A 25049-nucleotide genomic window follows, 5' to 3' on the forward strand; every position below is an offset into this window, starting at 1 on the left:
AATCGCTCGGCCTCACTTCAATGCATTGCCGTTCAGCGTGTCGAACACCCCGGTCGAGCCCTTGGTGGAGGGGCTGATGCTGTAGCCGGTGGTGATGCCGAGCGCGCTGGAGAGGGAGCCCTGCGGCGGCGGCTTCACCGGTCCGCCGGCGGCTCCGCCGTTGGCGGCCGCGTCGCAGATGCGGTTGCGCGTCTCGGCGGTCTTCTTGTTGCCGGCGCTCGCTTCCTGCACCACCTGGGGCGGGATCTGGCACCATTCCTTGTTGTCCGTGAGGAACTTGACCCACTTCTGCTCGGCCGCGGTGTAGTTGCGGAACAAGGGGCACAGGGCCACGGGGTCCGACTTCTTGCTCTTGATAGCAGCCTGCAGGGCCGCGCCGGCCTTTTCAAGCTCGCTGCGGACCGAGAGCGCGTCGCTCTGGCAGTCCGCCAACGCGGAGCCGGCCGACAGGACGGTCCCGACCAGCGCGGCCGACATCACGAGCGTCAGTTTCTTCATGAGGCCTTGCCCCTCCTCCACCGCCCCAGCGGAACGTTGATGTTGATATAGAGACCCTGAACTTAGGGCAATATCGGGGCGGACCGGTGCGAAAGTGTGCCTTGCATTCCCTAACGGAGTGTCACGCGCGCGCAACGCCCTCGCCGGAGCGGGCGCAAATGCCCGCGCGCACGGGCGCCGCGCGGTAGAAGAATGCGCGACGGCGCTTGACGAGCGGTTTCCGCCTGAGTAGGTTCGCGCAACTTTTGGAAGGAGATGGCGCAGCCATGCGCAAGATCGTTATTCTTCTCGTAGGGTGGCGCGCCACGATCGGTCCAGCCTGAGGGCTGTCTCGAACGGGAGTGGCGCGCGCTAAGGGGCCTTCGGGCCCCTTCGTCGTTTCTGAGGGTCTTCGTCTGTTCTGAAAACATCCGGCCCATATGGGGCCGATCGGGGCCGAAGCCAGCGCCCCGCGAGGAGTTGGTACCATGAGCAAGCAGATGACCGGCGCCGAGATGGTGATCCAGGCCTTCGCCGACCAGGGCGTCGAGCACATCTTCGGCTATCCCGGCGGGGCCGTGCTGCCCATCTATGATGCCCTGTTCCACCAGAACCACATCGAGCACATCCTGGTGCGGCACGAGCAGGCGGCGGTGCACTCGGCCGAGGGCTATGCCCGCTCGTCCGGCAAGGTGGGCGTGGTGCTCGTCACCTCCGGCCCCGGCGCCACCAATGCGGTCACCGGCCTCACCGACGCGCTGATGGATTCGATCCCGATCGTCTGCATCACCGGGCAGGTGGCGACCCACCTCATCGGCAACGACGCCTTCCAGGAATGCGACACGGTGGGCATCACCCGCCCCTGCACCAAGCACAACTACCTGGTGCGCGACGTGAACGACCTCGCCCGCGTGCTGCACGAGGCCTTCTATGTGGCCCAGAACGGCCGGCCGGGCCCGGTGGTGGTCGACATCCCGAAGGACGTGCAGTTCGCCACCGGCACCTACATCGGCCGCGAGAACATCCAGCACAAGACCTACCGGCCGAAGCTCGACGCCGAGCAGCCGCAGATCGCGGCGGCGGTGGAGATGCTGGCGGGCGCGAAGAAGCCCATCTTCTACACCGGCGGCGGCGTCATCAATTCCGGGCCGGAGGCGAGCCGCATCCTGCGCGAGCTGGCCCGCATCACCGGCGTGCCCGTCACCTCGACCCTCATGGGCCTCGGCGCCTTCCCGGCGGCGAACCGCCAGTGGCTGGGCATGCTGGGCATGCACGGCACCTACGAAGCCAACATGGCCATGCACGATTGCGACGTGATGGTCTGCATCGGCGCGCGCTTCGACGACCGCATCACAGGCCGCCTCGACGCCTTCGCCCCGGGCTCTAAGAAGATCCATATCGACATCGACCCCTCGTCCATCAACAAGAACGTCAAGGTGGACCTGCCCATCATCGGCGACTGCACCCGCGTGCTCGCCGACCTCCTGTCCGCCTGGAAGGCTCGCGACCTCGCCATCGACAAGGCCGCGCTGGACGCCTGGTGGGCGCAGATCGACCGCTGGCGGGCCCGCAACTGCCTCGCCTATCGTCACTCGGACGAGATCATCAAGCCGCAGTTCGCCATCGAGCGGCTCTACAATCTCACCAAGGACAAGGACGTCTACATCTCCACCGAGGTGGGGCAGCACCAGATGTGGGCGGCGCAGTTCTTCCGCTTCGAGGAGCCGAACCGCTGGATGACCTCCGGCGGCCTCGGCACCATGGGCTACGGCCTGCCCGCCGCCATCGGCGCGCAGAAGGCCCACCCGGACGCCCTGTGCATCGACATCGCCGGCGAGGCCTCCATCCTCATGAACATGCAGGAGATGTCCACCGCGGTGCAGTTCGAGCTGCCGGTGAAGATCTTCATCCTGAACAACAAGTACATGGGCATGGTGCGCCAGTGGCAGGAGCTGCTGCACGGCGGGCGCTACTCCCACTCCTATTCGGAGGCGCTGCCCGACTTCGTGAAGCTGGCCGATGCCTACGGCGGCGTGGGCATCCGCTGCGACAAGCCGGCGGACCTCGACGCTGCCATCGAGGAGATGATCTCCATCAAGCGGCCGGTGATCTTCGACTGCATCGTGGACCAGCAGGAGAACTGCTTCCCCATGATCCCCTCGGGCCGTGCCCACAACGAGATGATCCTCGGCGACATGGCGGTGGACCTCGACGAGGCCATCACCGACGAGGGCAAGATGCTGGTGTGAGGGGACTTCCCCGTCCGAGGCCGCCATGCCCCGGCTTGTCCGGGGCATTCACTTCGCGGCGAGACGCTCCGCCGCCAGGTGCTTCAGCCGCCTGGTGGATTCCCCGGACGAGCCGGGGGATGACGGCGGGCCGCAATCGCCACGTGTCCATTCCCATACGAGCCCTCCCATGTCCCAGACCTCCGAGCGCACCGAGCGCCATACCCTCTCCGTCCTGGTCGACAACGAGCCGGGCGTGCTCGCCCGCGTCATCGGCCTGTTCTCCGGCCGCGGCTACAACATCGACAGCCTGACCGTGTCGGAGGTGAGCCACGAGGGGCACCTCTCGCGCATCACCATCGTCACCACCGGTACCCCGATGGTGATCGAGCAGATTAAGAACCAGCTTGACCGCCTCGTGCCCATCCACCGGGTGCGCGACCTCACGGTGGAGGCGAGCGCGCTGGAGCGGGAACTCGCCATGGTGAAGGTGCGCGGCGTGGGCGATGCCCGCGGCGAGGCGCTGCGTCTCGCCGAGGCCTTCCGCGCCCGGGTGATCGACGCGACCCGCGAGAGCTTCGTGTTCGAGATCACCGGCAAGTCCGACAAGATCGACCAGTTCGCCTGGCTCATGGAGCCGCTGGGTCTGGTGGAGGTCGCGCGCACCGGCGTGGTGGCCATCTCCCGCGGCCCGGAGGCCATGTGAGGCCGCCCTGCGAGGCCCAGGAACGGGGGACCCGGGCGACGCCCGTGTGAAACCCCTGTTCCCATTTGCCGTGATCCGGTGCAAAGGAGCCGCGGCTCATCACTGAATTCAAGACAACGCCCATAAGGAGACAATGATGCGCGTTTACTACGATCGCGACGCCGATCTGAACCTGATCAAGGGCAAGAAGGTTGCCGTCATCGGCTACGGCAGCCAGGGTCATGCCCACGCGCTCAACATGCGCGATTCCGGCGTCAAGGATGTGATCATCGGCCTGCGTCCCGGCTCCGCCTCCGCCAAGAAGGCCGAGGCCGAGGGCTTCAAGGTGATGGCGCCCGCCGAGGCCGCCAAGATCGCCGACGTGGTGATGATGCTCACCCCCGACGAGCTGCAGGGCGACATCTATCGCGACAGCCTCGCCGACAACATGAAGCACGGCGCGGCGTTGCTGTTCGCCCACGGCCTCAACGTGCACTTCAACCTCATCGAGCCCCGCCCCGACCTCGACGTGCTGATGGTCGCCCCCAAGGGCCCCGGCCACACGGTGCGCTCCGAGTACCAGCGTGGCGGCGGCGTGCCGACCCTGATCGCCATCGCCCAGGACGCCTCGGGCAACGCCCATGACCTCGGCCTCAGCTACGCCTCCGCCATCGGCGGCGGCCGCGCCGGCATCATCGAGACCACCTTCAAGGAAGAGTGCGAGACCGACCTGTTCGGCGAGCAGGTGGTGCTCTGCGGCGGCCTCGTGGAGCTGATCCGCGCCGGCTTCGAGACGCTGGTAGAAGCCGGCTACGCCCCGGAGATGGCCTATTTCGAGTGCCTCCACGAGGTGAAGCTCATCGTCGACCTCATCTATGAGGGCGGCATCGCCAACATGAACTACTCCATCTCCAACACCGCGGAGTATGGCGAGTACGTCACCGGCCCCCGCATCATCACGCCCGAGACCAAGGCCGAGATGAAGCGCGTGCTCAACGACATCCAGTCCGGCAAGTTCACCCGCGACTGGATGCTGGAGAACAAGGTCAACCAGGCCTCGTTCAAGGCCACCCGCGCCCGCGCCAACGCCCACCCCATCGAGGAAGTCGGCGAGAAGCTGCGCGCCATGATGCCCTGGATCAAGGCCAAGGCCCTGGTGGACAAGACCAAGAACTGAGGTCTCGCGCTCCCTCGCGGAGCGCATCCTCCAGAAAAATCGAAAGAGGCGGGAGCGATTCCGCCTCTTTTCTTTTTCGGAATGGCTCAAAACAGTATGTCGAAATAAAACAGTTAAAATGTAAGCCGATATGTAATGTTGTTTCTATCACTTCCTTGCCGGTGGGCAATTGGTGAGACTCCTATATTGTCGTCAGGTCCTGTGTTCGTAGTCTCTCCTGCGGCGGGCTCAATCGTATCCCCGGATTGTCCTGCCCTATTTTAAAATTGTTCCATTGAGAGACGGCAGGAATGATTGTCACCGTGATCTTCGGCTCCGATGGCGGGGCCACCAAGGGCGTTGCCTCCCGGATTTCCAAGAAGTGCCAGGGCCGCGCCGTCGACATCAAGACCGCGACCATGGCCGATTTCGAGAATTGCGACCTGCTCATCCTCGGCTCGCCCACCTATGGCGACGGCACGCTCCAGACCGACTGGGAGGAGAATATCGACAAGCTCCGCGGCGCCAGGCTGAAGGGCAAGAAGGTGGCCATCTTCGGCACCGGCGACCAGGAGAGCTATCCCCACTCCTTCGTGGACGCCATGGGCATCCTCTATGACGAGGTGTCCGGGCTGGGCGCCACCGTGGTCGGCTTCACCGACACCAAGGGCTACGACTACGTGGGCTCCACCGCCGAGCGGGAGGGCAAGTTCGTGGGCCTCGCCCTCGACCAGGATACCCAGTCCGGACTGACCGACAAAAGGGTGACGGCATGGCTCAGCGGCCTGATCTGAGCGCAGCCGCGCCGATGCGCCGCGCCGCGGGGCGCGGTCACGGGACGGCCGTGGCCTCGGTGCTGCGGCTGTTCCACCACCATGTCTATGAATATGGGCGGGGCGTGCGCGCCCTGTTCCTGATGACCCTGAGCCGGGACGAGCTGGCCCTGGTCCTCGCACGGCTGGAACGGGAGGGCATCACCCATTTCGTGCAGGAGGTGAGCCCGGCGAAGGCCAACCTCTTCTTCGGCCGAGGCCCCCACGTGGCGGTGGCGCAGGCCATCGTGACGCGCCCGCTCAATGCGCTCTCGGCGGAAGAGGACTTCATGCTGGGAACGCTGCTCGGCTACGACCGGGAGCAGCAGTGCCGGCGCTATCTCCAGCGCACGGGCCGGGCCGGGCGGTCGGACATGGTGCTGGCGGCCGAGTGAGAGACGCTCAGCGGCCCTCGCCCTCGGCATAGCGGGTGGCCAGCGGCAGGGCGGCCGTGGCCAGGAAGGAGCGGTAGCGGCGGCGGGCATCCATGGCGGTGCCGTTGTCGCCGATGGCGGCTTCCTGCAGCTCGGCCAGCGCCCAGGGGCTCGGCTCCAGCGGCACGGCGACGATCTCCGGCGCCGCGCGGGAGGTGATCTCGATCACGTCGTGCGGGGTCAGCGCCTGCAACGCGTGGGTGGCGAGCTGGCGCTGGTAGGCGCGTCGCTCGGGAGACAGGTGCTCCCATGCCTCCAGCAGCGGATAGCGCTGCTGGGAGAATGCGTGCATCGCGCGCGCCATGCGCTCCACCATGTCCGTCGACACCATCCCCGCCTCTTCACGCCGTCACACATCGAGCCCGGGAAACCGGAAGTGGGAGGAAGCCTGGCAGAGGCTCCTTTCCGGTAAGTTGCCGCCGTGCGGGCGCAGAACCCATTCCACGCCCGCGTCTTGCAATATGGTCAACGGAACCTTAACGGACGTCATCGGCTCGCCGCATCCGCCCGCGATGATGCCGGCAGGAGGCCGCGTGCCGGATTTGTCGATCTGCTTGCTTCAAACCCGGCGGATCGCGCTCTAGGATGCGCCGCGACCCGAAGATCCCAAGGAGCCAAGTCATGTCCGTGAAGCTCAGCGACCTGAAGGTGAAGCTGTTCACCGACGGGGCCGAGAAGGCGCAGATCGTGGAGATGGCCAAGCAGCCCTACATCGCCGGCTTCACCACCAATCCGTCCCTGCTGCGCAAGGCGGGCGTGACCGACTACGAGGCCTATGCCCGCGACCTCGTGGCCGCCGTGCCGGACCGCCACATCTCCTTCGAGGTGTTTTCCGACGACATTCCGGAAATCCGCGCCCAGGCCCGCGTCATCGCCACCTGGGGCGAGCATGTGCACGTGAAGCTGCCGGTCTCCACCACGCGCGGCGAGACCCTCTACGACCTCGTGCGTGATCTCGTGAACGACGGCGTGAAGGTGAACCTCACGGCCATCTTCGACGTGCCGCAGGTGGAGGAAGGCGTGAAGGCGCTTGCGGGCGGCGCGCCGTCCATCATCTCCGTGTTCGCCGGCCGCCTCGCCGACCTCGGCATCGACTACCGGCCGGCCATTTCTCGCGCGGTGGAGCTGTCCCGCGCCACGCCGAACGTGGAGGTCATCTGGGCGTCCACCCGCGAGGTGTGGAACGTGATCGAGGCGGACCAGATGGGCTGCCACATCATCACCGCCCCTGCGGACGTGCTGAAGAAGCTGCCGGCCCTCGGCTCGCGGACTGCCGCCGAGCTTTCGCTCGATGCGGTGAAGGCGTTCCGGGCGGATGCCATCGCCGCCGGCCTCACCCTGGACGTCACGGGCCGCGCCGCCGCCGAGTGAGGCGGCCACTTGTCCTCGCATCCCGTTGAAAAGAGGCCCCTGCCTTCTCGTGAGGCAGGGCGCGCCATTGCGCAGGCGGTCTTCCCTGTTACACTGGCCGCAAGGCGTAGCCGGCCGCGCATCCTGCGGCACGGTGTGAGCGCATGGACCGCCTTTTCGGCGAGGGCATGAAGATGAGGGACGAGACGCACGGGCCCGTGGCGGGTCCGGAGCCGTCTTGCCGGGAGCGCGGCGGCTCGGAGCGTGGCTTCCAGGAGCACGGTCAGGGGCTCGGCGCGCGCGTGGCGGAGGCTTGCTGCACGTCCGGCCGGACCGACCTCGCGGCCGACGCGCGAGCCGCGGACCTGTCTGCCTCCGATTTGCCCGATGCCGAGCTGTCCCCCTCAGGCTACCTCCCAGCTGGCGTCCCCGCCGCGTGCTCGAACGCGGGCGAGCGGCCCGGCTCCAGCCCAGCCGCTCGCGATCTGCACGGGGCCGATCGGTCGGCCGCGGCCCGTCCCTCCGGTGCGCCGCAGGCGCGGCGGGAGGGGGCGCACCACGCCGGCGCCGCCCCATCCGGGCCGGTCTATGCCGCCATTGACCTCGGCACCAACAATTGCCGCCTCTTGGTCGCCCGCTCCACCGCGCGCAGCTTCCGCGTGGTGGATGCCTTCTCGCGCATCGTCCGGCTGGGGGAAGGGCTCACCGCTTCCGGCCGGTTGTGCGACCAGGCCATGGACCGGGCGGTGGCAGCGCTGGAGATCTGCGCCTCCAAGATGTACATGCGCGGGGTCAGCCGCGCCCGCATCGTCGCCACCGAGGCCTGCCGCGCCGCGGCCAACGGCGCTGAATTCTGCGCCCGGGTGGAGGAGCGCACCGGCCTTTCGCTGGAGGTGGTTGACCGCCGGACCGAGGCGGGCCTTGCCGCCGCCGGCTGCGCGCCGCTCGTGGATCCCACCTGTGACGGGGCCGTTCTGTTCGATATCGGCGGCGGCTCCACCGAGGTGGTCTGGCTCGGCCGGCGCTCGGCGGGGGACGACGGGCCGCCGCGCGCGCGCATCCGCTCCTGGGTATCGCTGCCGGTGGGCGTGGTCTCCCTGTCCGAGCGGCATGGCGGGGTGAAGGTCTCACCGTCCGTGTTCCAGTCCATGGTGGACGAGGTGTGCGCCATGCTCGACGGCGTGCGCCAGAGCTGGGGCGTGCGCGCGCCCGGCCGGCTGCATCTGCTCGGCACCTCCGGCACCGTCACCACGGTGGCGGGCATCCATCTCGGCCTCGACCGCTACGACCGCACCCGGGTGGACGGCGCCTGGCTCGGCGCGGCCCACATCGAGCGGGTGGTGGACCAGCTGATGGGCATGTCCTTCGAGGAGCGGGTGGCCAACCCCTGCATCGGCGCCCAGCGGGCGGACCTCGTGCTCGCCGGCTGCGCGATCATGGAGGCGGTGCGCCGCACCTTCCCCACCGACCGGCTGCGGGTGGCCGACCGCGGGCTGCGCGAGGGCATGCTGGTGCAGCTGATGCGGGCCGATGGCGCCTGGCGCCGTACCCGCCACGAGGGGCCCTCCGCCGGTGGCCGCGAACCGTCTTCCCAGGGTGATTGCGCGTGAACACTCCTCCCCGCGGGCCGGACGGCCGGCCCCTGAAGGTGCGCGTGAAGAGCGCGCGCGGCCGCACCACCTCCTCCCAGAAGTGGCTGCAACGCCAGCTGAACGACCCTTACGTCGCCCGCGCCAAGCGCGAGGGCTGGCGCTCGCGCGCCGCGTTCAAGCTCATCGAGATGGACGAGAAGGCGCGCCTGCTGAAGCGCGGCATGCGCGTCGTCGACCTTGGCGCCGCCCCCGGCGGCTGGAGCCAGGTGGCCGCGCAGAAGATCGGGCTTGAGGAAGGGCACGGCAAGATCGTCGCCATCGACCTGCTGGACATCGATCCCATCCCCGGGGTGGTGTTCGCCCAGATGGACTTCCTCGCGCCCGAGGCGCCCGAGCGGCTCATCGCCATGCTGGGCGGCGAGGCGGACCTGGTGATGTCGGACATGGCGGCCAACGCCACCGGGCACAAGAAGACCGACCATCTGCGCATCGTCGGCCTGGTGGAGCTGGCGGCCGATTTCGCCCGGCAAGTGCTGGCCCCCGGCGGCGCCTTCCTCGCCAAGGTGATCCAGGGCGGCACCGAGGGCACCCTGCTGGCCGACCTGAAGCGCGATTTCGCCCAGGTGAAGCATGTGAAGCCCGCCGCCAGCCGCGCCGATTCGGCCGAGCTCTACGTGCTGGCCACGGGCTTCCGCGGCAAGGTGGCGGCGCCGGACCACGCGGATGAGGACGCCGCGGAGGGTTAGGGCTCCGGCGGCACCTCGTTGCGGGGGTCGTCCAGGTCCGGCTTGTTGCGGCCGGTGAGCTCGGAGCCGGCATCCTTCGGCAGGGTCACGAAAAAGCCGAGGCTCGCGAGGCTCACCAGCGACACGACGATGAAGGCGACGGTGAAGTCGGCCTGCGTCACCACCATTTCCCCCCGGTCGGAGCGCAGCGTCTCCAGCACGAAGCCGGCGAGGGCCACGCCGCACGACAGGGAGACCTGCTGCGCGACGCTGGCGAAGGAGGTGGCGCGGCTCATCTCCTGCGTTTCCACTTGAGCGTAGCTCAGCGCGTTCAGCGCCGTGAACTGCAGCGAGCGCAGGAAGCCGCCCGAGAGCAGGATGGCGATGATGGCGAGGTGGGGCGTGTGCGGGGTGAACAGTCCGTTCACCGCGATGAAGCCGGTGGAGACCACCGCGTTCACGATGAGCACGTTGCGATAGCCGAGCCGGCGCAGGAGGGGCGCCGCCGTGAACTTCATGGCCAGGGCGCCGGCCGAGGCGGCGAAGGTCAGCAGGCCCGAGGCGAAGGGGGTGAGGCCGAAGGAGAGCTGCAGCATCAGCGGCAGCAGGAAGGGGATCGCGCCGATGCCCACCCGGAAGAAGGACCCGCCGACGACGCCGGCCCGGAAGGTCGCGTGGCGCAGCAGGCCGAGATCCAGCACCGCGTGGGGCGTGCGCCGGGCATGGCGCACATAGAAGGCCATGGCGGTGACGCCGGCCCCGGCGATGGCGAGGGCCGCGGCGGTGGGCACCAGCTTCTGGCCCAGCACGGCGAAGCCGAAGACGAGGCCGGACAGGCCGATGCCCGACAGCACGAGGCCCTTCAGGTCCAGCGGCGGCACGTCCTCCTCGCGCACGTTCTCGATGAAGCGCGTGGCGAGATAGACGCCCAGCACGCCGATGGGCACGTTGATGAAGAAGATGAGCCGCCAGTCGAAATACGTGGTGATGAAGCCGCCCAGCGGCGGGCCGAACACCGGGCCCAGCAGAGCGGGAATGGTCAGCCAGGCGAGGGAGGAGACCAGCTCGGATTTGGGCACGGACCGCAGGATCACCAGCCGCCCCACCGGCACCATCATGGCTCCCCCCAGGCCCTGGACGATGCGGTAAAGCACGAAATCCGTGAGCGAGGTGGAGAGCCCGCACAGGATGGAGCCGATGGTGAAGATGACGATGGCGGAGCGGAACACCGTGCGCGCGCCATAGCGATCCGCCGCCCAGCCACTGGCCGGAATGAACACGGCGAGGGAGAGCAGATAGGAGGTCAGCGCCAGCTTCAGCGCCACCGGATCTTCCTTTAGATCCGCGGCGATGGCGGGCAGGGAGGTGGCGATCACGGTCGCGTCCACCTGCTCCATGAAGAGGGCGCAGGCGACGATGAGGGGGATGAGGACCTGCGGGGGCAGTGCCCGGAGCGGCATGAGACTTCCCGTGGGGCGGCGCCTCATGTCGGCGCGTCGGGTGTATGCCCTGACTTACGAGCTTGCAGGCAGGGGATCAACCGGCCCCGGACCTCGTCCCGCGGGCGAGCTCACGCCGGCTTGAAGCCGGGCAGGGGGACACCATATGGATTGCGGGCCTTTAAGGAGGGCCTGCGAAAGCCATGGTCTACATTCTCGCCGCTCTGCTTCCGCCGCTCGGCCTGCTGGTGAATGGACAGCCGATCTCGGCCCTCGTGAATCTGGTGATGATCGTGCCGTGCATCCTGCTCGGCCTGATCTTTCCGCTGTTGTTCCTGGTGCCCTCGGTCCATGCGGTCATCGCCGTGCACATGAAGCGCACGGACCGCCGCCAGCGCGAGGTCATTGAGGCCATCGAGCGCTCGGGCGGCGTCCCGCCCCGCAACTATCGACCGTAGAGCTGGCGCGCTCCGTTGCAGCGTGGCGGACCTTGGCCGGGGCTCAAGCTGGCCAGGGTCCCGTCAGGCGTTCGGGGCTCTTCACCCCACCGTCAGCACGATCTTTCCCACGTGGGCGCTCGCATCCATGCGGGCGTGGGCGGCGGAGGCCGCTGCAAGGGGGAAGGTGGCGTCCATCACCGGGCGCACCTTCCCGGCGGTTACCAGCGGCCACACCTTCTCGACGATGGCGGCGGCCAGCGCCGCCTTTTCCGCCACCGGGCGCGAGCGCAGGGTGGAACCGGTGTGGGTGAGGCGCTTCAGCATCAGGCGCATGAAGTCCACCTCGGCCTTGGCGCCTTCCTGGAAGGCGATCTGCACGATGCGCCCGTCCTGCGCGGCAGCCTCGTAGTTCTTCTGGATGTAGCGGCCGCCGATCATGTCGAGGATCACGTTGGCGCCCTTGCCGGCGGTGAAGCTCTTCACCTCGGCCACGAAATCCTGGGTGCGGTAGTTGATGGCGAGGTCGGCGCCGAGCTTCACGCAGGCCTCGCATTTCTCGTCCGAGCCGGCGGTCACCACCACCCTGGCGCCGAAGGCCTTGGCGAGCTGGATGGCGGTGGTGCCGATGCCGCTCGCCCCGCCATGCACCAGCAGCGTCTCGCCGGCCTTCAGGCCGCCGCGCTCGAAGATGTTGCTCCACACGGTGAAGACCGTCTCCGGCAGGGCTGCGGCCTCGGCGGCGGAAAGCCCGTCTGGAAGGGGCAGGGCGGTCGCCTCGCTGGTGGTGCAATATTCCGCATAGCCGCCGCCGGTGACGAGGGCGCAGATGCGGTCCCCCACCTTGAAGCGCTCCGCCCCCGCGCCGAGGGCGACCACCGTGCCCGCGATCTCCAGGCCGGGGATGTCGGAGGCGCCGGGCGGCGGGGGATAGAGGCCCTTGCGCTGCATCACGTCCGGCCGGTTCACGCCCGCCGCCTCCACCTTCACCAGCACCTCGCCCGGCCCGGGCGCGGGCACCGGGCGCGTGCCGGGGGCGAGGACTTCCGGGCCGCCGGGCGAGGTGATGAGGATGGCGGTCATGGTTGCGGGCAGGCTGGCGTTCGACATCTCGGGCTCCGAGGCAAGGGATGGCGGTCATGCCGGAACCGGCCGGACGGCTTCCAAGCGGCGGGTGTTCCGGGCGGGCGGCAGCCGCAACCCTGAGGGCGCGGACGGGAAGGGTCTTTAATCCGAAGCGGGGACGCGCAAAATAGGCATGCCGGGCCCCGCGGCTCCGGCAGGCGCCGGAACGACGGCGCAGGATAGGGACACGGACGGGAGAAGCCAATGGAAGAGGAGCTGCCAACCCCACCGCGCGAGGTGCTTGTGGAGGCGGACCTTTCGCGCCTGTCCGTGGACGAGCTTGAAAGCCGCATTGACCGCCTCAAGGCGGAGATCGTGCGGCTGGAGGCGGCGCGCGATGCGAAGCGTGCCTCCCGCGCGGCAGCGGATGCCGCGTTCAAGTTCTGAGCGCGGAGGGATGCGCCCCTGCGGGAGGCGCGCGTTTATCCATTTCTCGTTAATCTGGTGTTAACGGCCTCGTGCCAGAGTGGCGCTGTCCTCCTCAGGACAAGTCCTCCCGGACTTCCGGCAACTCTCCCTGTCGGACTTCGAGCCGCCGCAAGGCGGCTCTTCTTTGATGCGGCCGCCGGCGCCTTGCCCGGCCCGTGCCCGATATCCCCAGCCTTCGTGGTCCGCCGACCCTTTACGTCCAGGCCCCATCTCCGCTTGATGCGCGCGTGCCCCGCCGGATCCCGGCAAGGCAGGTGCAGGGAGCCAAGGGGTGGACGGCAGGACCGCAGGCGAGGGGATCAGCCCGGCCGCCTTTTCTCAGGACATGGACCTTGCAGCCCGCGCGGAAGCGCGGCTCATGGCCTGCGCCGATGCGATCGGACGGACCGACCTTCAGCTCCTGCTGGCCTTCGTGATGGGGGTCGAGGCGGCGCTGCTGCTGTTGCGGGCGGTTGCCGAGGATGACATGGCAGCCGCCGATGCGGCGCGCGAGGCCCGCCGGCTGCCGCTGACGCTGGATTCCGCCTGCTTTGCCCGGATGCCCCAGGCGGTGCGGCTGGAGGTGGTGGCGCTCAAGCTGTGCGCGGACCGGCTCGGCTCCCGGTTCGAGGCGTTGGCCGGGATGCAACCGCGCCAAAGCGAAAAGCCGCGACGGCGGCAGACCCGCCCGCGGCTTCATGTGATGCCCGGCCCTCTTTGAGGACGAGCCGGGAAGATCCTCGCGGCAGCCCTGCGACCGAGGCGCGCAGGGCGGGGCGCGGGAGGATGCGGCGATCAGCCCTTGAGGAGCGCGCCGAACTTGCTCTTGAAGCGGGAAACACGGCCGCCGCGGTCCATCAGCTGCTGCGTGCCGCCGGTCCAGGCGGGATGGGTGCGGGGGTCGATGTCGAGCTGAAGGGTGTCACCCTCCTTGCCGTAGGTCGACCGGGTCGTGTACTCGGAACCGTCCGTCATCACCACCTTGATGAAGTGGTAATCGGGATGGATGTCGCTCTTCATTGGTTCAATCCTTTATCGCCACGCCGTACGGCTTGCCGGTCCGGCAGCGTCAATTTCGGTTCCTGACGGAAGTGGCGGGTCTATAGCCGAGTGGATGCTTTGACACAAGCCGACACCTCATCTGCCCCCGAAAACCTCGCAGCGGGCGAAAAGCGCCGGCGCAGCCTCGCGCCGCTGAAGGGGCTTTCGCCTTTCATCGCCCGCTATCGCGGACGGGCGTCGGCGGCCCTCGCCGCCATTCTCGTCGCCGCCCTGGCGACTCTCGCCTTGCCGGTGGCGGTGCGGCGGATGATCGACTTCGGCTTCGCCGCCGACCATTCCGGCCTGATCGACCGATACTTCGCCGTGCTGGTGGGGGTAGCGGCCGTGCTGGCCATCGCCTCCGCCGCACGGTATTACCTTGTGACGACGCTGGGCGAGCGCGTGGTCTCCGATCTTCGCAGCGCCGTTTTCGCCCGCCTCGTGACCCTGGATGGCGCCTTCTATGACACCGCCCGGTCCGGTGAGCTCACCTCGCGACTCACTGCGGATACCACGCAGATCAAGTCCGCGGTCGGCGCCTCGGCCTCCTCGGCCCTGCGCAACCTGATCCTCTGCCTCGGCGCGGTGGCCATGATGGTGGTGACGAGCGCGAGCCTGTCCGGGCTGGTGCTGGTGGCGATTCCCATCATCGTGCTGCCGCTCATGGCCTCCGGCCGCAAGGTGAGGCGCCTGTCGCGTCACGCGCAGGACACGCTGGCGGATGCGTCCGCCTATGCCTCGGAGGCGATCGGCGGCATGCGCGCCCTCCAGTCCTCCAGCGCCGAGGGCATGGCCCGCGGGCGCTTCGATGCCGCCGTGGAAGAGGCCTACGATGCCGCCAGCGCCGCCAGCCGGGCGCGGGCACTGCTGACCGCGGTGGCCATCTTCCTCGTCACCACCTCCATCGTCGCGGTGCTGTGGACGGGGGCCCAGTCGGTGCTCGCCGGCACCATGAGCTCGGGCACGCTCAGCCAGTTCCTGCTCTATGCGGTGCTCGCGGCGGCCTCCCTCAGCAGCCTGTCCGAAACCTGGGGCGAGGTTTCCGCGGCCGCCGGCGCGGCCGAGCGCATCGGCGAACTGCTGAAGGTCGAGCCCGCCGTGCGCACCCCGGCGCGTCCGGCGCCGCTTCCGGCGCGGGTCTCGGGGGCCATCCGCTTCGACGAGGTCTCCTTCGCCTATCCCACGCGCGGCGACCAGGCGGCCCTGCACGCAGTCTCCTTCTCGGTGAAGCCGGGCGAGCGTGTGGCGCTGGTCGGCCCCTCCGGCGCCGGCAAGAGCACGGTGTTCCAGCTGCTGGAGCGCTTCTACGACCCGCAGGCCGGACGCATCCTGCTCGGCGACGCGGACATCCACGCCGCAGACCCGGTGGACGTGCGACGCCAGATGGCGCTCGTGCCGCAGGAGGTCGCGATCTTCGCCGATACGGTGCGGGCCAACATCCGCCTCGGCCGGCCGGAGGCGACCGATGCCGAGGTGGAGGCCGCCGGCCGCGCGGCGCTGGTGGATGAGTTCGTCGACCGCCTGCCGGAGGGGTGGGATACCCGCGTGGGCGAGCGGGGCGTCACCCTCTCCGGCGGCCAGCGCCAGCGTATCGTCATCGCCCGCGCCATCCTGCGCGCCGCGCCCATCCTGCTCCTCGACGAGGCCACCAGCGCCCTTGACGCGGAAAGCGAGACGCTGGTGCAGACGGCGCTGGAGCGCTCCATGGAAGGGCGCACCACCCTCGTCATCGCCCACCGGCTCGCCACCGTGCTCTCGGCCGACCGCATCCTGGTGATGGAGGACGGGCGCGTCGTGGACGAAGGCACCCATGGGGAGCTGGTGGCGAAGGGCGGTCTTTATGCCCGCCTTGCCCAGCTCCAGTTCAACACGGCCGCGTAGCCGGGAGCCTGAAGGATTTCCACGGTTCTCCCGAATCGTGAAAATCATCCACCTCCTTGTTTTGTCGTATTTTACTCACGCGAGCCGCTCCCCGCTGGGCTCATGTGCCGCGCGGGCCCGACCAAGGGCCGATGAGGACAGCTCCCCGGCCCTTGGCATCGGCGGCGGTCGCTAGCGCCTTGCGCCTACGGCCGCCATTCCATGCGGAAGGTGCGCCGGCCGGACATGGGGTTCTCCCCTTCGGACACGATGACAAGCCCCATCTTCTCGTAGAAGCGCACGGCGCGCGGATTGTCCTGGTTCACGTCGAGCGCGACAAGGGTGGGGGAAAGGCGCCGGGCCTCGTCCATCAGCGCCTCGGCGGCGCCCTGGCCCCAGAAGGCCGGCGCCACCGCAAGCTGGTCGAGATAGCCGGTGCCGGGGTGGATCACCACGAAGCCGGCCAGCGGGCCGTCCTTGGCCAGCGCCACGCAGATGAGGGCACCACCGGCGGAAAGCTGGTCCAGATGCTGCTCCAGCCACGGGCGCCGCGCCTCGAAATCGATCTCCGGCAGCGTCTTCACCCAGCTCGCCACCCATAGGGCCGCCATGGCGGGGCGATGGGCGGGGAGGGCGGGGGTGATGATGTAGGGTGCGGCGGGCATGGCAGTGCTCTTAGGTGGCGGCCCCGGAGCGTCTCCGGGTGTTCACCGTGGGGCATGGGCGGTTGCCGGGCCTTTAACGGGGCGCTGGACGCCTCACCGCTCCGTCAGCTTCAGCTCGATACGTCGGTTGCGGGCGCGGGCTTCGTCCGTGGTGCCGGGGTCGATGGGCTGGTACTCGCCGAAGCCGGCGGCGATGAGGTGCTGCGGGCTCACGCCCTTCGAGATCAGATATTGCACCACGGCAATGGCGCGGGCCGCCGAAAGCTCCCAGTTGGAGGGGAACTGGGCGTTGGAGATGGGCCGGTTGTCGGTGTGCCCGTCGATGCGCAGGGCCCAGGAGATGTCGGACGGGATGTTCTTCTCCAGGTCGAGGATGGCGCCGGCCAGCTTGTCCAGCTCGGCCTTGGCCTCCGGGCGCGGGGTGGCGGAGCCGGGATCGAAGAACACCTCCGACTGGAACACGAAGCGGTCGCCGACGATGCGGATGTCCGGGCGGTTGCCGAGGATGTCCCGGAGGCGGCCGAAGAATTCGGAGCGGAAGCGCGTCAGCTCCTGCACCCGCTGGGCGAGGGCGACGTTGAGCCGCCGCCCGAGGTCGGTGATCTTGGCCTGGCTCTCGGTATCGCGCTTCTCGGCGACGTTCAGCGCCTCCTCCAGCGCCGCCATCTGCCTACGCAGGGCGGCGATCTGCTGGTTGAGCAGCTCGATCTGGGCGACGGCGCGGGCCGCCACGTCCTTCTGCAGGTCCACCTCGCGGGCGAGGGCCCGCGCCTTGCCGTCGTCGGTGGCGGCGGGCGCGGCGGTGATCTGGCCGCGCAGGCGCTCGCGCTCGGTCTCGCTCGCCTCCAGCGAGGCGCGCACGGCGGCAAGCTCGCTCTCCCCCGTCTGGTTGGTCGCGCGCTCCAGAGAAAGCAGCTCGGTGAGCTGGCGGATCTGCGCCTGCAGGCGCTGCAGCACGTTGTCCTTGCCCGACATCTCCTGCGTCAGGAAGAACTGGGCCAGCATGAACACCGAGAGCAGGAAGGTGAAGACCAGCAGCAGGGTGGACAAGGCGTCCACGAAGCCGGGCCAGTAGTCGATGTGGCGGTCGCGGCCGCGCCTGCCGAGGGCCATGGCTCAAGCTCCCTTCAGCGGTTGCTGCGTGCATCGGCATCGACGATGCCGTCCTCGATGCGGCGCACGAGGCGCTTCAGCTCGTCCTGCTGGGCGCTCTGCGCCTCGATCATCTGCTTCAGCAGCGCCTGCTCGGAGCGCATGTGGGTGACGAGGCCCTGCAGGCTTTCCGCCAGGTGCGCCATGGCGGTGGTGACGCGCTGGGAGCCCGCCTCGGTCATGGACTTCTCCAGCCGGCCGATGGCGGTGACGAGCGGGTCCATGTCGATCACCGGCGGGGGCGGCAGGGGAACCGGTGTCGCGACGGGGATCGCGGCGGCGCCGGCCGGCGTGGCGAAGCGCGGCGTCGCGGTCTCGCGCGCCGGCTCGTCGAGGCCGCGCACGGTGGTGGAGAGCCAGTCCTCGAGGTCCGTGTAGAAGCGGTTCTGCGCCTGCCCCGCCTGGAGGTCGAGGAAGCCGAGCACCAGCGACCCGGAAAGGCCGAAGAGCGAGGAGGAGAACGCCGTGCCCATGCCGCCGAGCGGGGCCGAAAGGCCGTTCTTCATGTCCTCGAAGGTGGATGCGGCATCCGGCCCCACCTGCAGCGCTCCGATCACCGAGCCGATGGACGAGACCGTCTCCAGAAGGCCCCAGAAGGTGCCGAGCAGGCCGAGGAAGACCAGCAGGCCCGTAAGATAGCGCCCCATGTCGCGGCTCTCGTCGAGACGCGTGCCGATGGAATCGAGGATGGAGCGCATGGTCGCCTGGGAGATGGCCATGCGGCCCATCCGGTCGCCGAGCAGGGAGGCCATGGGCGCCAGCAGGGTCGGCGGGCGGGACACGGCAAGGCCGGGGTCGGAGAGGCGGAAGGAGTTCACCCAGTCCACCTCGGGGAACAGTCGCGCCGCCTGCCGGATGGAGAGGATGATGCCCACCGCCAGCACGCCGAATATCACCCCGTTGAGGCCGGGATTGTTCAGGAAGGCGGCGACGATCTGCCGGTGCAGCACGGCGGCCAGCGCCACGCAGAGGGCGAGGAACACAATCATCCGCACCAGAAAGATGCGGGGGGACGATACCTTGATGAAGGGATCGACGACACGCGCCATGTTCGCTCCTCACGCGGCTGCTGCCCGGTCGGCTGCGGGGATCGGTCCGCTTGTGGTGGACTATGGCACAGCGCCGGTATCGCGGGAAACCGCCGGACCCTTGCGGAAGACGAGGGAAAGATTGTTCGCCGGCATCTCCACCACCTGATCCAGCCGCAAGCCGCAGCCGGCGGCGCAGGCGGTGACGTCTTCCAGATGCCGCAGGCCCCACAGCGGGTTGGAGCGCCTGAGCTCCTGGTCGAAGCCCTCGTTGCTGGGGGCGGTGGGCACCCCGTTCCGGCGGAAGGGGCCGTAGATGAAGAGGAGCCCGCCTTCCGGAAGGCGCGCGCCGGCGCCGCGCATCAGGCCCTCCGTCGCCGCCCAGGGGCTGATGTGAAGCATGTTGACACACACGATGGCGTCCACCGCGCCCACGGGCCAGTCCGTCGCCGCGGCATCGAGCAGCAGGGGCGGGCGGATGTTGGCAAGATCCTCGGTCACGGTCCATGCGGCGATGGAAGCGCGGGATTCATTCGAGAGGTCGGTGGGCTGCCAGCCGAGGTGCGGCACCTGCCTGGCGAGATGGACCGCGTGCTCGCCGGTGCCGCTGGCGATTTCCAGCACAAGGCCGGAGGGCGGCAGCAGCGGCAGGAGCACATCGGCGATGGGGCCACGGTTGCGCGCAACCGCGGGTGCGGAACGGCGGGCTGCAAGAACTTGCGCCGCAGGGGAAGGAACTGACACGTTTCAGCGTCTCCGGATCGGCGCAGGAGTGTGGGGACGGGAGAGTAATATCACGTGTGGGCCCTCGGGTGGCCGTGCTCAACCTGTCGGCCGCCGCGGCTGCCGTCGCAGCCGGGCCCGACCCGCTGGGGCCGATCCCGTCGCCCGGTGCTCCGGTAGGTGCCTGCCGGTCGGTAACCGACGCAAATATCATTGCCCCTGCGCGGAAGATGCGTCATTGACGCGGCTATATGGAAGCAAGACAGCCGAGACCGGATAAGGGCTTCATGACATCGAAACGCGACGCGGCCTTCGCCGAGGGTGCCTTTGCGAAAACGCGGCCGGCGCCGGACCGCGCCAGCCTGCTCGGCGCGTTCGACGATCTCGCCGCTTACATGAACGCTTGCATCCTCGGCCAGCCCGCCTTCGTGGAGCTGCTGCTCATCGCCGTGCTGGCGGACGGGCACCTTCTGGTGGAAGGCGCGCCGGGCCTCGCCAAGACAAAGGCCATCAAGGCCCTGGCCCGCGCCATCGACTGCACCAGCCAGCGCATCCAGTTCACGCCGGACCTTCTGCCTTCCGACCTCACCGGAACCGACATCTATCGGCCGGAGGACGGCTCCTTCCGCTTCCAGGCGGGGCCGGTGTTCAACAATTTCATCCTCGCCGACGAGATCAACCGCGCCCCGGCCAAGGTCCAGTCGGCCCTGCTGGAGGCGATGGCGGAGCGGCAGGTGACGGTGGGCGGCATCACCTACCCGCTGCCCGACCTTTTCCTCGTGATGGCGACCCAGAACCCCATCGAGCAGGAGGGCACCTACCCGCTGCCGGAGGCCCAGCTCGACCGCTTCCTGCTCCATGTCCAGATCGACTTCCCGGACATCGCGGCCGAACGGGCGATCCTGCGGCTGGTGCGCGGCGAGGCCCAGGGCGGCGCCATCAGCTTCGGCACGCCGTTGCCGCAGGAGGTGGTGTTCGCCGCTCGGCGGGACGTGCTCGCCATCCACATGGCCGATCCGGTGGAGGAATATGTGCTCCAGCTGGTGCATGCCACCCGCAAGCCCGAGCTCTACGGGGGCGACCTTGCCGGCCTCGTGACCTATGGGGCGAGCCCGCGCGGCACCATCTCCCTCGACCGCTGCGCCCGCGCGCACGCCTGGCGGCGCAAGCGCACCTACGTGGTGCCGGAGGACGTGCAGGCTGTGGCCCGTTCGGTGCTGCGGCACCGCATCGTCATGACCTTCGAGGCGGAAGCCGATCGGGTGACCAGCGACGATTTCATCGAGCTGCTGCTGGCCCGGGTGCCGGTGGGCTGAGCGGGCGGCATCCGATGGCCGAGCCGAATCCCCTCCAGGGCGTCGTCGCCAGCCTCGACGAGCTGGTCGCCGCACGGCCCCACGGGACCGGGGGCTTCTCCGCCGGCAGCAAGGTGCGCGCCCACCAGTATGGCGGCCATCGCTCCGCCTATCGCGGGCGCGGCATGGAGTTCGACGAGGTGCGCGCCTATCACCCCGGCGACGACATCCGCACCATCGACTGGCGCGTGACCGCGCGCACCGGGCGCACCCACACCAAGCTGTTCCAGGAAGAGCGCGAGCGCCCCGTCCTCATCCTCGTGGATGCGCGGGCCTCCATGCGCTTCGGCACCCGCGCCTGCTTCAAGTCGGTGCTGGCGGCGCGGGCGGCGGCGCTGCTCGCCTGGGTGGGGATCGGCGGGGGGGACCGCGTGGGCGGCCTCGTGCTCGCCCCCTCGGGCATCGCCTCCTTCCGGCCGGAGCGCAGCCGGCGCCGGGCCCTCTCCTTCGTGAAGCGCGTGGCGGAGGCGACCGCCGAGCCCGCGGGCGGCGCCGAGCCGAGCCTTGCCGAGGCGCTGCTGCGGCTGCGCGGGCTCGTGCGGCCGGGGACGCTCGTCTTCCTCATCAGCGACTTTGCGGATTTCGATGCTCCTGCCGTCCACGAGGCCGAGCGCCTCGCCCACCAGGGGGACGTGAGCTGCCTGTTCGTCTTCGACAGGCTGGAGGCGGCGATGCCGGGGGCCGGCAATTATCCTGTCACCGACGCCAACGGCGAGGGCCGGGCGCGGCTGGAGGTGGAGCGCGCCCCGTCCCGCGCCGCCTATGCCGCCTGGTTCGCGCAGCGGCGGGACAGGGTGGAGAGCCTCGCCCGCGAGCGGGGCATGGCCTTCCTGCCCCTCGATACGGCCGAGGATCCGAAGGAAATCCTCCATCCCGGCCGGCTCAAGGCACGGCCGCCGGCCGCGCGGTCGGTGGCATGACGACGCCGGCACCATCGGGCGCCCTGCCTGCCGGCGCGCAGGAGGGGATGCTCGCCGGCCTCAGGGACATCGAGCTGCCTTCGGCCGTGCCGTTTTGGCCGCCGGCGCCGGGGTGGATCGCGCTCGCGGGCCTGGCCGGGCTGGTGCTGCTCATCCTGGCGATCCGCGAATGGCGGTTCCGGCAGACCGTTGCCTACCAGGCGCTCAGGGAATTCAACGCCAAGGCCCGCGCGGCCGAGCCGGACGACGTCCAGGCGGTCGCCGCCGCCGCCTCCAGCGTCATGCGGCGCCTCGCCCGGGTGGACGAGCCGGCGGGCGACGGCTCGCCGGCGGTGCGCACGGGCGCGGCCTGGGTGGATTTCCTGTGCGCCGGCAAGGCCGCCTTCGATGCGGAAACCGCTGCCTTCCTCGCCGGCGCGCCTTACTGGCCGCCCGGGTCGGCCGGATCGGGGCCGGTGGAGGCGCCGCGGCTCGCCGCCGCCGTGCGCCGCTGGATCAGGGCCCGCGCATGATCTCCCTCGCATGGCCCTACATGCTGGCGCTGCTGCCCGTCCCGCTGCTGGCGTGGCTCGTCCTGCCCCGGGCGCCGCAGCGGCAGCAGGGCGCGCTGCGCGTGCCCTTCTTCGCGGCGCTCTCCGGTGCCGGGCTCACCCCGGCGGGGCGGCCGCCGCGGGTGTGGCTGCGCCTCGCCGCCTTGGCGGTGATCTGGACGCTGCTGGTGGTCGCCGCGGCGCGCCCCGTGCTGATCGGGGTGCCCATTCCCCTGCCGGTGGAGGGGCGGGACCTGATGGTCGTGCTCGATGTCTCCACCCGCATGGCCGCGAAGGACGTGCGGCGGGAGGGGCCGGCGACCAGCCGCCTCGGCGTCGCCCAGGGCGAGCTGGACGAATTCGTCGCCACGCGCGGCGGCGACCGGGTCGGCCTCGTGGCCTTCGGCCTCCTGTCCGTCATCCAGGTGCCGCTTACGCTCGACCGAAAGGCATTTCGGGACCTGATGCTCGATACCTCGGTGGGGATGGCGACCGCTCCCGGCATCACCGCCGACAGCGCCATCGGCGACGGCATCGGGATGGGGGTGAAGGGGTTGAAGGAGCATGCCGCCGACCAGCGCGTCATGGTGCTCGTGGTCGGCAGCCTCGGCAATGCCGGTTCGTTGTCGGCCCGGCTCGCGGCGGAGATCGCACGCAGCGAGGGCATCCGCATCCACGCCATCGGCCTCGGCGTCGATACCCCGCAGCCCGGCGCGCCCGACGCGATGCAGGCGCTGCCTCCCGACGAGGAGGCGCTTAAGGCCGCGGCGTCCACCACCGGTGGCCGGTATTTCCGCGCGCGCACGGCTGCGGAAATGCGCGCGGCCCTGGCGGAAATCGGCAAGCTGGAGCCACCGCCGACAGCCCCCTCCGCCTTCACGCCGGTGACCGACCTGTTCTTCTGGCCGCTGGGCGCCGCCGTGCTGCTCAGCCTCGCCCTGGCCGCCCTGCTGCAGATGCCGGCGGGAGCGCGCCCGCCAGTGGTGGAAGCCCGCGCCATGCCGGAACCCGCGGGAGGCGCGCCGTGAGCGTTGCGGACCTGCATTTCCTGCGTCCCCTCTGGCTGCTGGCCCTGGTGCCGGCGGCCCTCCTCGCCGTGCTCGCCTGGCGTGGCGTCCGCACCGGGACGAACGACTGGGCGCGGGTGGTGGACGCCCATCTCCTCCCCCACCTGATGGTGGCCGGCGATGGCCGCGCCGCGCGCTGGCCGGTGCTGCTGCTGCTCGCCGGCTGGGTGGCGGCGATCCTCGCGGTGGCGGGGCCGACCCGGGAACGCCTGCCGGCGCCGGGGCCGGAGCCCAGGGAGCCGGTGGTGGTGGTGCTGGCCATCACGCCCTCCATGACCGCCACCGACCAGAACCCGAACCGCATGGATGCCGCGCGCTTCAAGGTGACCGATCTCATCGAGCGGCTCTCAGGCGGCGAGGTGGGGCTCGTCGCCTATGCGGACGTGCCCTTCGTGGCTTCTCCCCTCACGGTGGACCTCAAGACGCTGGGACGGATGGTGCCGGGGCTGGATCCTGCCTATGTCCGCGCCCTTTCCGCCCGCCCGGACCTCGCGCTGGACAAGGCGGTGGCCCTGCTGAAGGGCGGCGGTGGCCGCCGCGGGCGCATTGTCCTGTTTACCGACGGGCCCGGCGACCTGCCGCAGAAGACCATTGCATCGGCTGGCGCCGCGGCGGATGCCGGCTATGCGGTGAGCATCGTCGGCGTGGGCGCAGGAGCGGGAGCCGGGAGCGATGCGGCAGCCCCCTCGGTCGCGGCTCAGCTTTCGGCGATCGCGGCGGCCGGCAAGGGGGCGTTCACACCCGTCACCGTGGACGGACGGGACCTCGATCTGCTGCTGGGGGGGCATCCCGCCGGTTTCGGCGGCCCGGGCGGCTCGACGCCGGCGGCCCAGGCCAGCGATGCCTGGATCGACCTGGGGCCGTTCGTGCTCCTGTTCGCCGTGCTGCTTGCTCCGCTGGCGTTCCGCCGGGGCTGGATCGTCACGCTCCTGATCGCTCTGCAGCCGGTGCTCGCGCCGGCCCCGCGCGCCGAGGCGGGGCCGCTGGACCTCGTGCAGAGCTGGGATGATCTGTGGGCCCGGCCCGACCAGCAGGGGGCCGGCGCCTTCGCCCGGCAGGATTACGCCAGGGCCGCTCAGGCCTTCGACAACCCCGGCTGGAAGGCGGCCTCCCTCTACAAGTCGGGGGATTACGAGGGCGCCGCCGCGGCCTATGCCGCCATTCCCGGTGCCGACTACAACCGGGCGAACGCGCTTGCGCGCGCCGGCCATTGGGACGAGGCGATCACGGCCTACGACAAGGCCCTCGCCGAAGATCCCGGCAATGCGCAGGCCCGCAACAACCGGGACATCGTCCAGAAGGCCATCGACCTGCTCAAGGCCAATGAGCCGCCCAAGCCGCCTGAGAGCGGGGGCGGCGGCAAGCCGAAGGACGATGGCGACATCCCGTCCGGCGGTGGCAAGGACGAGCAGAAGGAAGACCAGTCGCCGGCAGCCGCCGATGCGCAGCCCCCGGCCCCCGAGCGCCCGCTGCCGAAGCCCGCGCCCCTGCCGCCGCGCCGGCCGCCGGAACTCGCGCGCGCCAAGCCGCCGGCCGAGCCTCCGCCGCCACCGCCATCGCCTGTGCCGCCCCCGGCGCCCGCGGCTCCGGCTCCGCCGCCGACGACCGCCGAGACCGCGCCCACTCCGCCACCCAAGCCGACGCCCGGCCGTGGGCAGCGGGAGACCTATGGCACCCTGGGGCAGGTGGAGCAGCCGAAGGCGATCCCCCTCAAGGATGACCCGGCGCAGCGCGAACAATTGCTGCAGACCTTGCCCGACCAGCCGGGAATCTTCCTCTCGGAGCGGATCGGGCGTCATTATTTCCGTGGGCCGGTGGGGACGGAGCAGGGGAACTGACC

At 69.8% G+C, this 25049-nt stretch carries 26 protein-coding genes; 17 read left to right on the top strand and 9 right to left on the bottom strand.

Annotated elements, in window-relative coordinates; genetic code table 11:
• Positions 1–12 precede the first annotated feature (12 nt).
• On the bottom strand, positions 13–498 hold the full coding sequence (locus V5F59_RS04335; RefSeq protein WP_393980197.1) for a hypothetical protein: 486 nt from the start codon (positions 496–498) through the stop codon (positions 13–15).
• 467 nt (positions 499–965) lie between these two features.
• On the opposite strand from V5F59_RS04335, the gene V5F59_RS04340 reads away from it, so the two are divergent.
• The 5 genes from V5F59_RS04340 to V5F59_RS04360 all read left to right on the top strand — a co-directional run bounded on the left by V5F59_RS04340 (position 966) and on the right by V5F59_RS04360 (position 5753).
• Positions 966–2726, top strand: a complete 1761-nt coding sequence (locus V5F59_RS04340; RefSeq protein WP_393980195.1) for an acetolactate synthase 3 large subunit — start codon at positions 966–968, stop codon at positions 2724–2726.
• 169 nt (positions 2727–2895) lie between these two features.
• A complete protein-coding gene (gene ilvN / locus V5F59_RS04345) occupies positions 2896–3411 on the top strand; it encodes an acetolactate synthase small subunit (RefSeq protein WP_393980193.1) in 516 nt (171 codons plus the stop codon).
• Positions 3412–3547: 136 nt separating this feature from the next.
• Positions 3548–4567: a ketol-acid reductoisomerase gene (gene ilvC / locus V5F59_RS04350; protein ID WP_393980191.1), complete on the top strand. Its 1020-nt coding sequence runs from the start codon at positions 3548–3550 to the stop codon at positions 4565–4567.
• Positions 4568–4857: 290 nt separating this feature from the next.
• Positions 4858–5340 (top strand): flavodoxin FldA, encoded by a 483-nt coding sequence (gene fldA / locus V5F59_RS04355; protein ID WP_393980189.1) that lies wholly within the window; start codon positions 4858–4860, stop codon positions 5338–5340.
• Between the two features lie 50 nt (positions 5341–5390).
• Positions 5391–5753, top strand: a complete 363-nt coding sequence (locus V5F59_RS04360; protein WP_393980187.1) for a DUF2023 family protein — start codon at positions 5391–5393, stop codon at positions 5751–5753.
• Positions 5754–5760: 7 nt separating this feature from the next.
• Here V5F59_RS04360 and V5F59_RS04365 read toward each other — a convergent pair whose 3' ends face one another.
• A complete protein-coding gene (locus tag V5F59_RS04365) occupies positions 5761–6123 on the bottom strand; it encodes a hypothetical protein (protein ID WP_393980185.1) in 363 nt (120 codons plus the stop codon).
• A 290-nt stretch (positions 6124–6413) separates the two neighbouring features.
• On the opposite strand from V5F59_RS04365, the gene V5F59_RS04370 reads away from it, so the two are divergent.
• The 3 genes from V5F59_RS04370 (at position 6414) to V5F59_RS04380 (ending at position 9480) form a co-directional block, all read left to right on the top strand.
• Positions 6414–7163, top strand: coding sequence for a transaldolase family protein (locus V5F59_RS04370; RefSeq protein WP_393980183.1), 750 nt, complete (start codon positions 6414–6416; stop codon positions 7161–7163).
• Between the two features lie 143 nt (positions 7164–7306).
• Positions 7307–8752, top strand: coding sequence for a Ppx/GppA phosphatase family protein (locus tag V5F59_RS04375; protein WP_393980181.1), 1446 nt, complete (start codon positions 7307–7309; stop codon positions 8750–8752).
• On the top strand, positions 8749–9480 hold the full coding sequence (locus V5F59_RS04380; protein ID WP_393980179.1) for an RlmE family RNA methyltransferase: 732 nt from the start codon (positions 8749–8751) through the stop codon (positions 9478–9480). Before V5F59_RS04375 ends, V5F59_RS04380 begins: the two co-directional genes overlap by 4 nt.
• Here the strand turns inward: V5F59_RS04380 and V5F59_RS04385 are convergent.
• Complete coding sequence (locus V5F59_RS04385) at positions 9477–10919, bottom strand: MDR family MFS transporter (protein WP_393980177.1); 1443 nt, start codon at positions 10917–10919, stop codon at positions 9477–9479. The two genes, V5F59_RS04380 and V5F59_RS04385, sit on opposite strands and share 4 nt — an antisense overlap.
• 182 nt (positions 10920–11101) lie before the next feature.
• Between V5F59_RS04385 and V5F59_RS04390 the strand changes: the two genes are divergently transcribed.
• A complete protein-coding gene (locus tag V5F59_RS04390; RefSeq protein WP_393980175.1) occupies positions 11102–11356 on the top strand; it encodes a hypothetical protein in 255 nt (84 codons plus the stop codon).
• 81 nt (positions 11357–11437) lie between these two features.
• On the opposite strand, the gene V5F59_RS04395 is transcribed toward V5F59_RS04390, so the two are convergent.
• Positions 11438–12445 (bottom strand): NAD(P)H-quinone oxidoreductase, encoded by a 1008-nt coding sequence (locus tag V5F59_RS04395; RefSeq protein ID WP_393980173.1) that lies wholly within the window; start codon positions 12443–12445, stop codon positions 11438–11440.
• A gap of 219 nt (positions 12446–12664) precedes the next feature.
• Here V5F59_RS04395 and V5F59_RS04400 point away from each other — a divergent pair, with 219 nt between their 5' ends.
• Positions 12665–12847, top strand: a complete 183-nt coding sequence (locus V5F59_RS04400; RefSeq protein ID WP_393980171.1) for a DUF1192 domain-containing protein — start codon at positions 12665–12667, stop codon at positions 12845–12847.
• Between the two features lie 313 nt (positions 12848–13160).
• A complete protein-coding gene (locus V5F59_RS04405) occupies positions 13161–13589 on the top strand; it encodes a hypothetical protein (RefSeq protein ID WP_393980169.1) in 429 nt (142 codons plus the stop codon).
• Positions 13590–13663: 74 nt separating this feature from the next.
• On the opposite strand, the gene rpmE is transcribed toward V5F59_RS04405, so the two are convergent.
• The gene (gene rpmE / locus V5F59_RS04410) at positions 13664–13888 is read right to left on the bottom strand and encodes a 50S ribosomal protein L31 (protein WP_012112862.1); all 225 of its coding nucleotides are present in this window, start codon (positions 13886–13888) and stop codon (positions 13664–13666) included.
• Positions 13889–13978: 90 nt separating this feature from the next.
• On the opposite strand from rpmE, the gene V5F59_RS04415 reads away from it, so the two are divergent.
• Positions 13979–15790, top strand: a complete 1812-nt coding sequence (locus tag V5F59_RS04415) for an ABC transporter transmembrane domain-containing protein (protein ID WP_393980166.1) — start codon at positions 13979–13981, stop codon at positions 15788–15790.
• A gap of 185 nt (positions 15791–15975) precedes the next feature.
• Here V5F59_RS04415 and V5F59_RS04420 read toward each other — a convergent pair whose 3' ends face one another.
• The 4 genes from V5F59_RS04420 to V5F59_RS04435 all read right to left on the bottom strand — a co-directional run bounded on the left by V5F59_RS04420 (position 15976) and on the right by V5F59_RS04435 (position 19358).
• Entirely contained in the window at positions 15976–16434 is a 459-nt protein-coding gene (locus V5F59_RS04420; protein ID WP_393980164.1) for a GNAT family N-acetyltransferase, read from the bottom strand.
• A gap of 93 nt (positions 16435–16527) precedes the next feature.
• Positions 16528–17547 carry a peptidoglycan -binding protein gene (locus tag V5F59_RS04425; protein ID WP_393980162.1) on the bottom strand — a complete coding sequence of 340 codons (1020 nt, stop codon included), beginning with the start codon at positions 17545–17547 and terminating at the stop codon, positions 16528–16530.
• Between the two features lie 14 nt (positions 17548–17561).
• Complete coding sequence (locus V5F59_RS04430; RefSeq protein ID WP_393980160.1) at positions 17562–18635, bottom strand: flagellar motor protein MotA; 1074 nt, start codon at positions 18633–18635, stop codon at positions 17562–17564.
• A gap of 60 nt (positions 18636–18695) precedes the next feature.
• The gene (locus V5F59_RS04435; protein ID WP_393980158.1) at positions 18696–19358 is read right to left on the bottom strand and encodes a DUF938 domain-containing protein; all 663 of its coding nucleotides are present in this window, start codon (positions 19356–19358) and stop codon (positions 18696–18698) included.
• 374 nt (positions 19359–19732) lie between these two features.
• Here V5F59_RS04435 and V5F59_RS04440 point away from each other — a divergent pair, with 374 nt between their 5' ends.
• The 5 genes from V5F59_RS04440 to V5F59_RS04460 are packed head-to-tail and all read left to right on the top strand — an operon-like array spanning position 19733 to position 25047.
• A complete protein-coding gene (locus V5F59_RS04440) occupies positions 19733–20653 on the top strand; it encodes an AAA family ATPase (protein ID WP_393980436.1) in 921 nt (306 codons plus the stop codon).
• Between the two features lie 14 nt (positions 20654–20667).
• On the top strand, positions 20668–21612 hold the full coding sequence (locus tag V5F59_RS04445; protein ID WP_393980156.1) for a DUF58 domain-containing protein: 945 nt from the start codon (positions 20668–20670) through the stop codon (positions 21610–21612).
• Positions 21609–22124, top strand: coding sequence for a DUF4381 domain-containing protein (locus V5F59_RS04450; RefSeq protein ID WP_393980154.1), 516 nt, complete (start codon positions 21609–21611; stop codon positions 22122–22124). The genes V5F59_RS04445 and V5F59_RS04450 overlap by 4 nt, the downstream gene beginning before the upstream one ends.
• Positions 22121–23170: a VWA domain-containing protein gene (locus V5F59_RS04455; RefSeq protein ID WP_393980152.1), complete on the top strand. Its 1050-nt coding sequence runs from the start codon at positions 22121–22123 to the stop codon at positions 23168–23170. The genes V5F59_RS04450 and V5F59_RS04455 overlap by 4 nt, the downstream gene beginning before the upstream one ends.
• Entirely contained in the window at positions 23167–25047 is a 1881-nt protein-coding gene (locus V5F59_RS04460; RefSeq protein WP_393980150.1) for a VWA domain-containing protein, read from the top strand. The genes V5F59_RS04455 and V5F59_RS04460 overlap by 4 nt, the downstream gene beginning before the upstream one ends.
• Positions 25048–25049 lie beyond the last annotated feature (2 nt).

Source organism: Xanthobacter nonsaccharivorans (assembly GCF_043194755.2).
Classification (GTDB): domain Bacteria; phylum Pseudomonadota; class Alphaproteobacteria; order Rhizobiales; family Xanthobacteraceae; genus Xanthobacter; species Xanthobacter autotrophicus_G.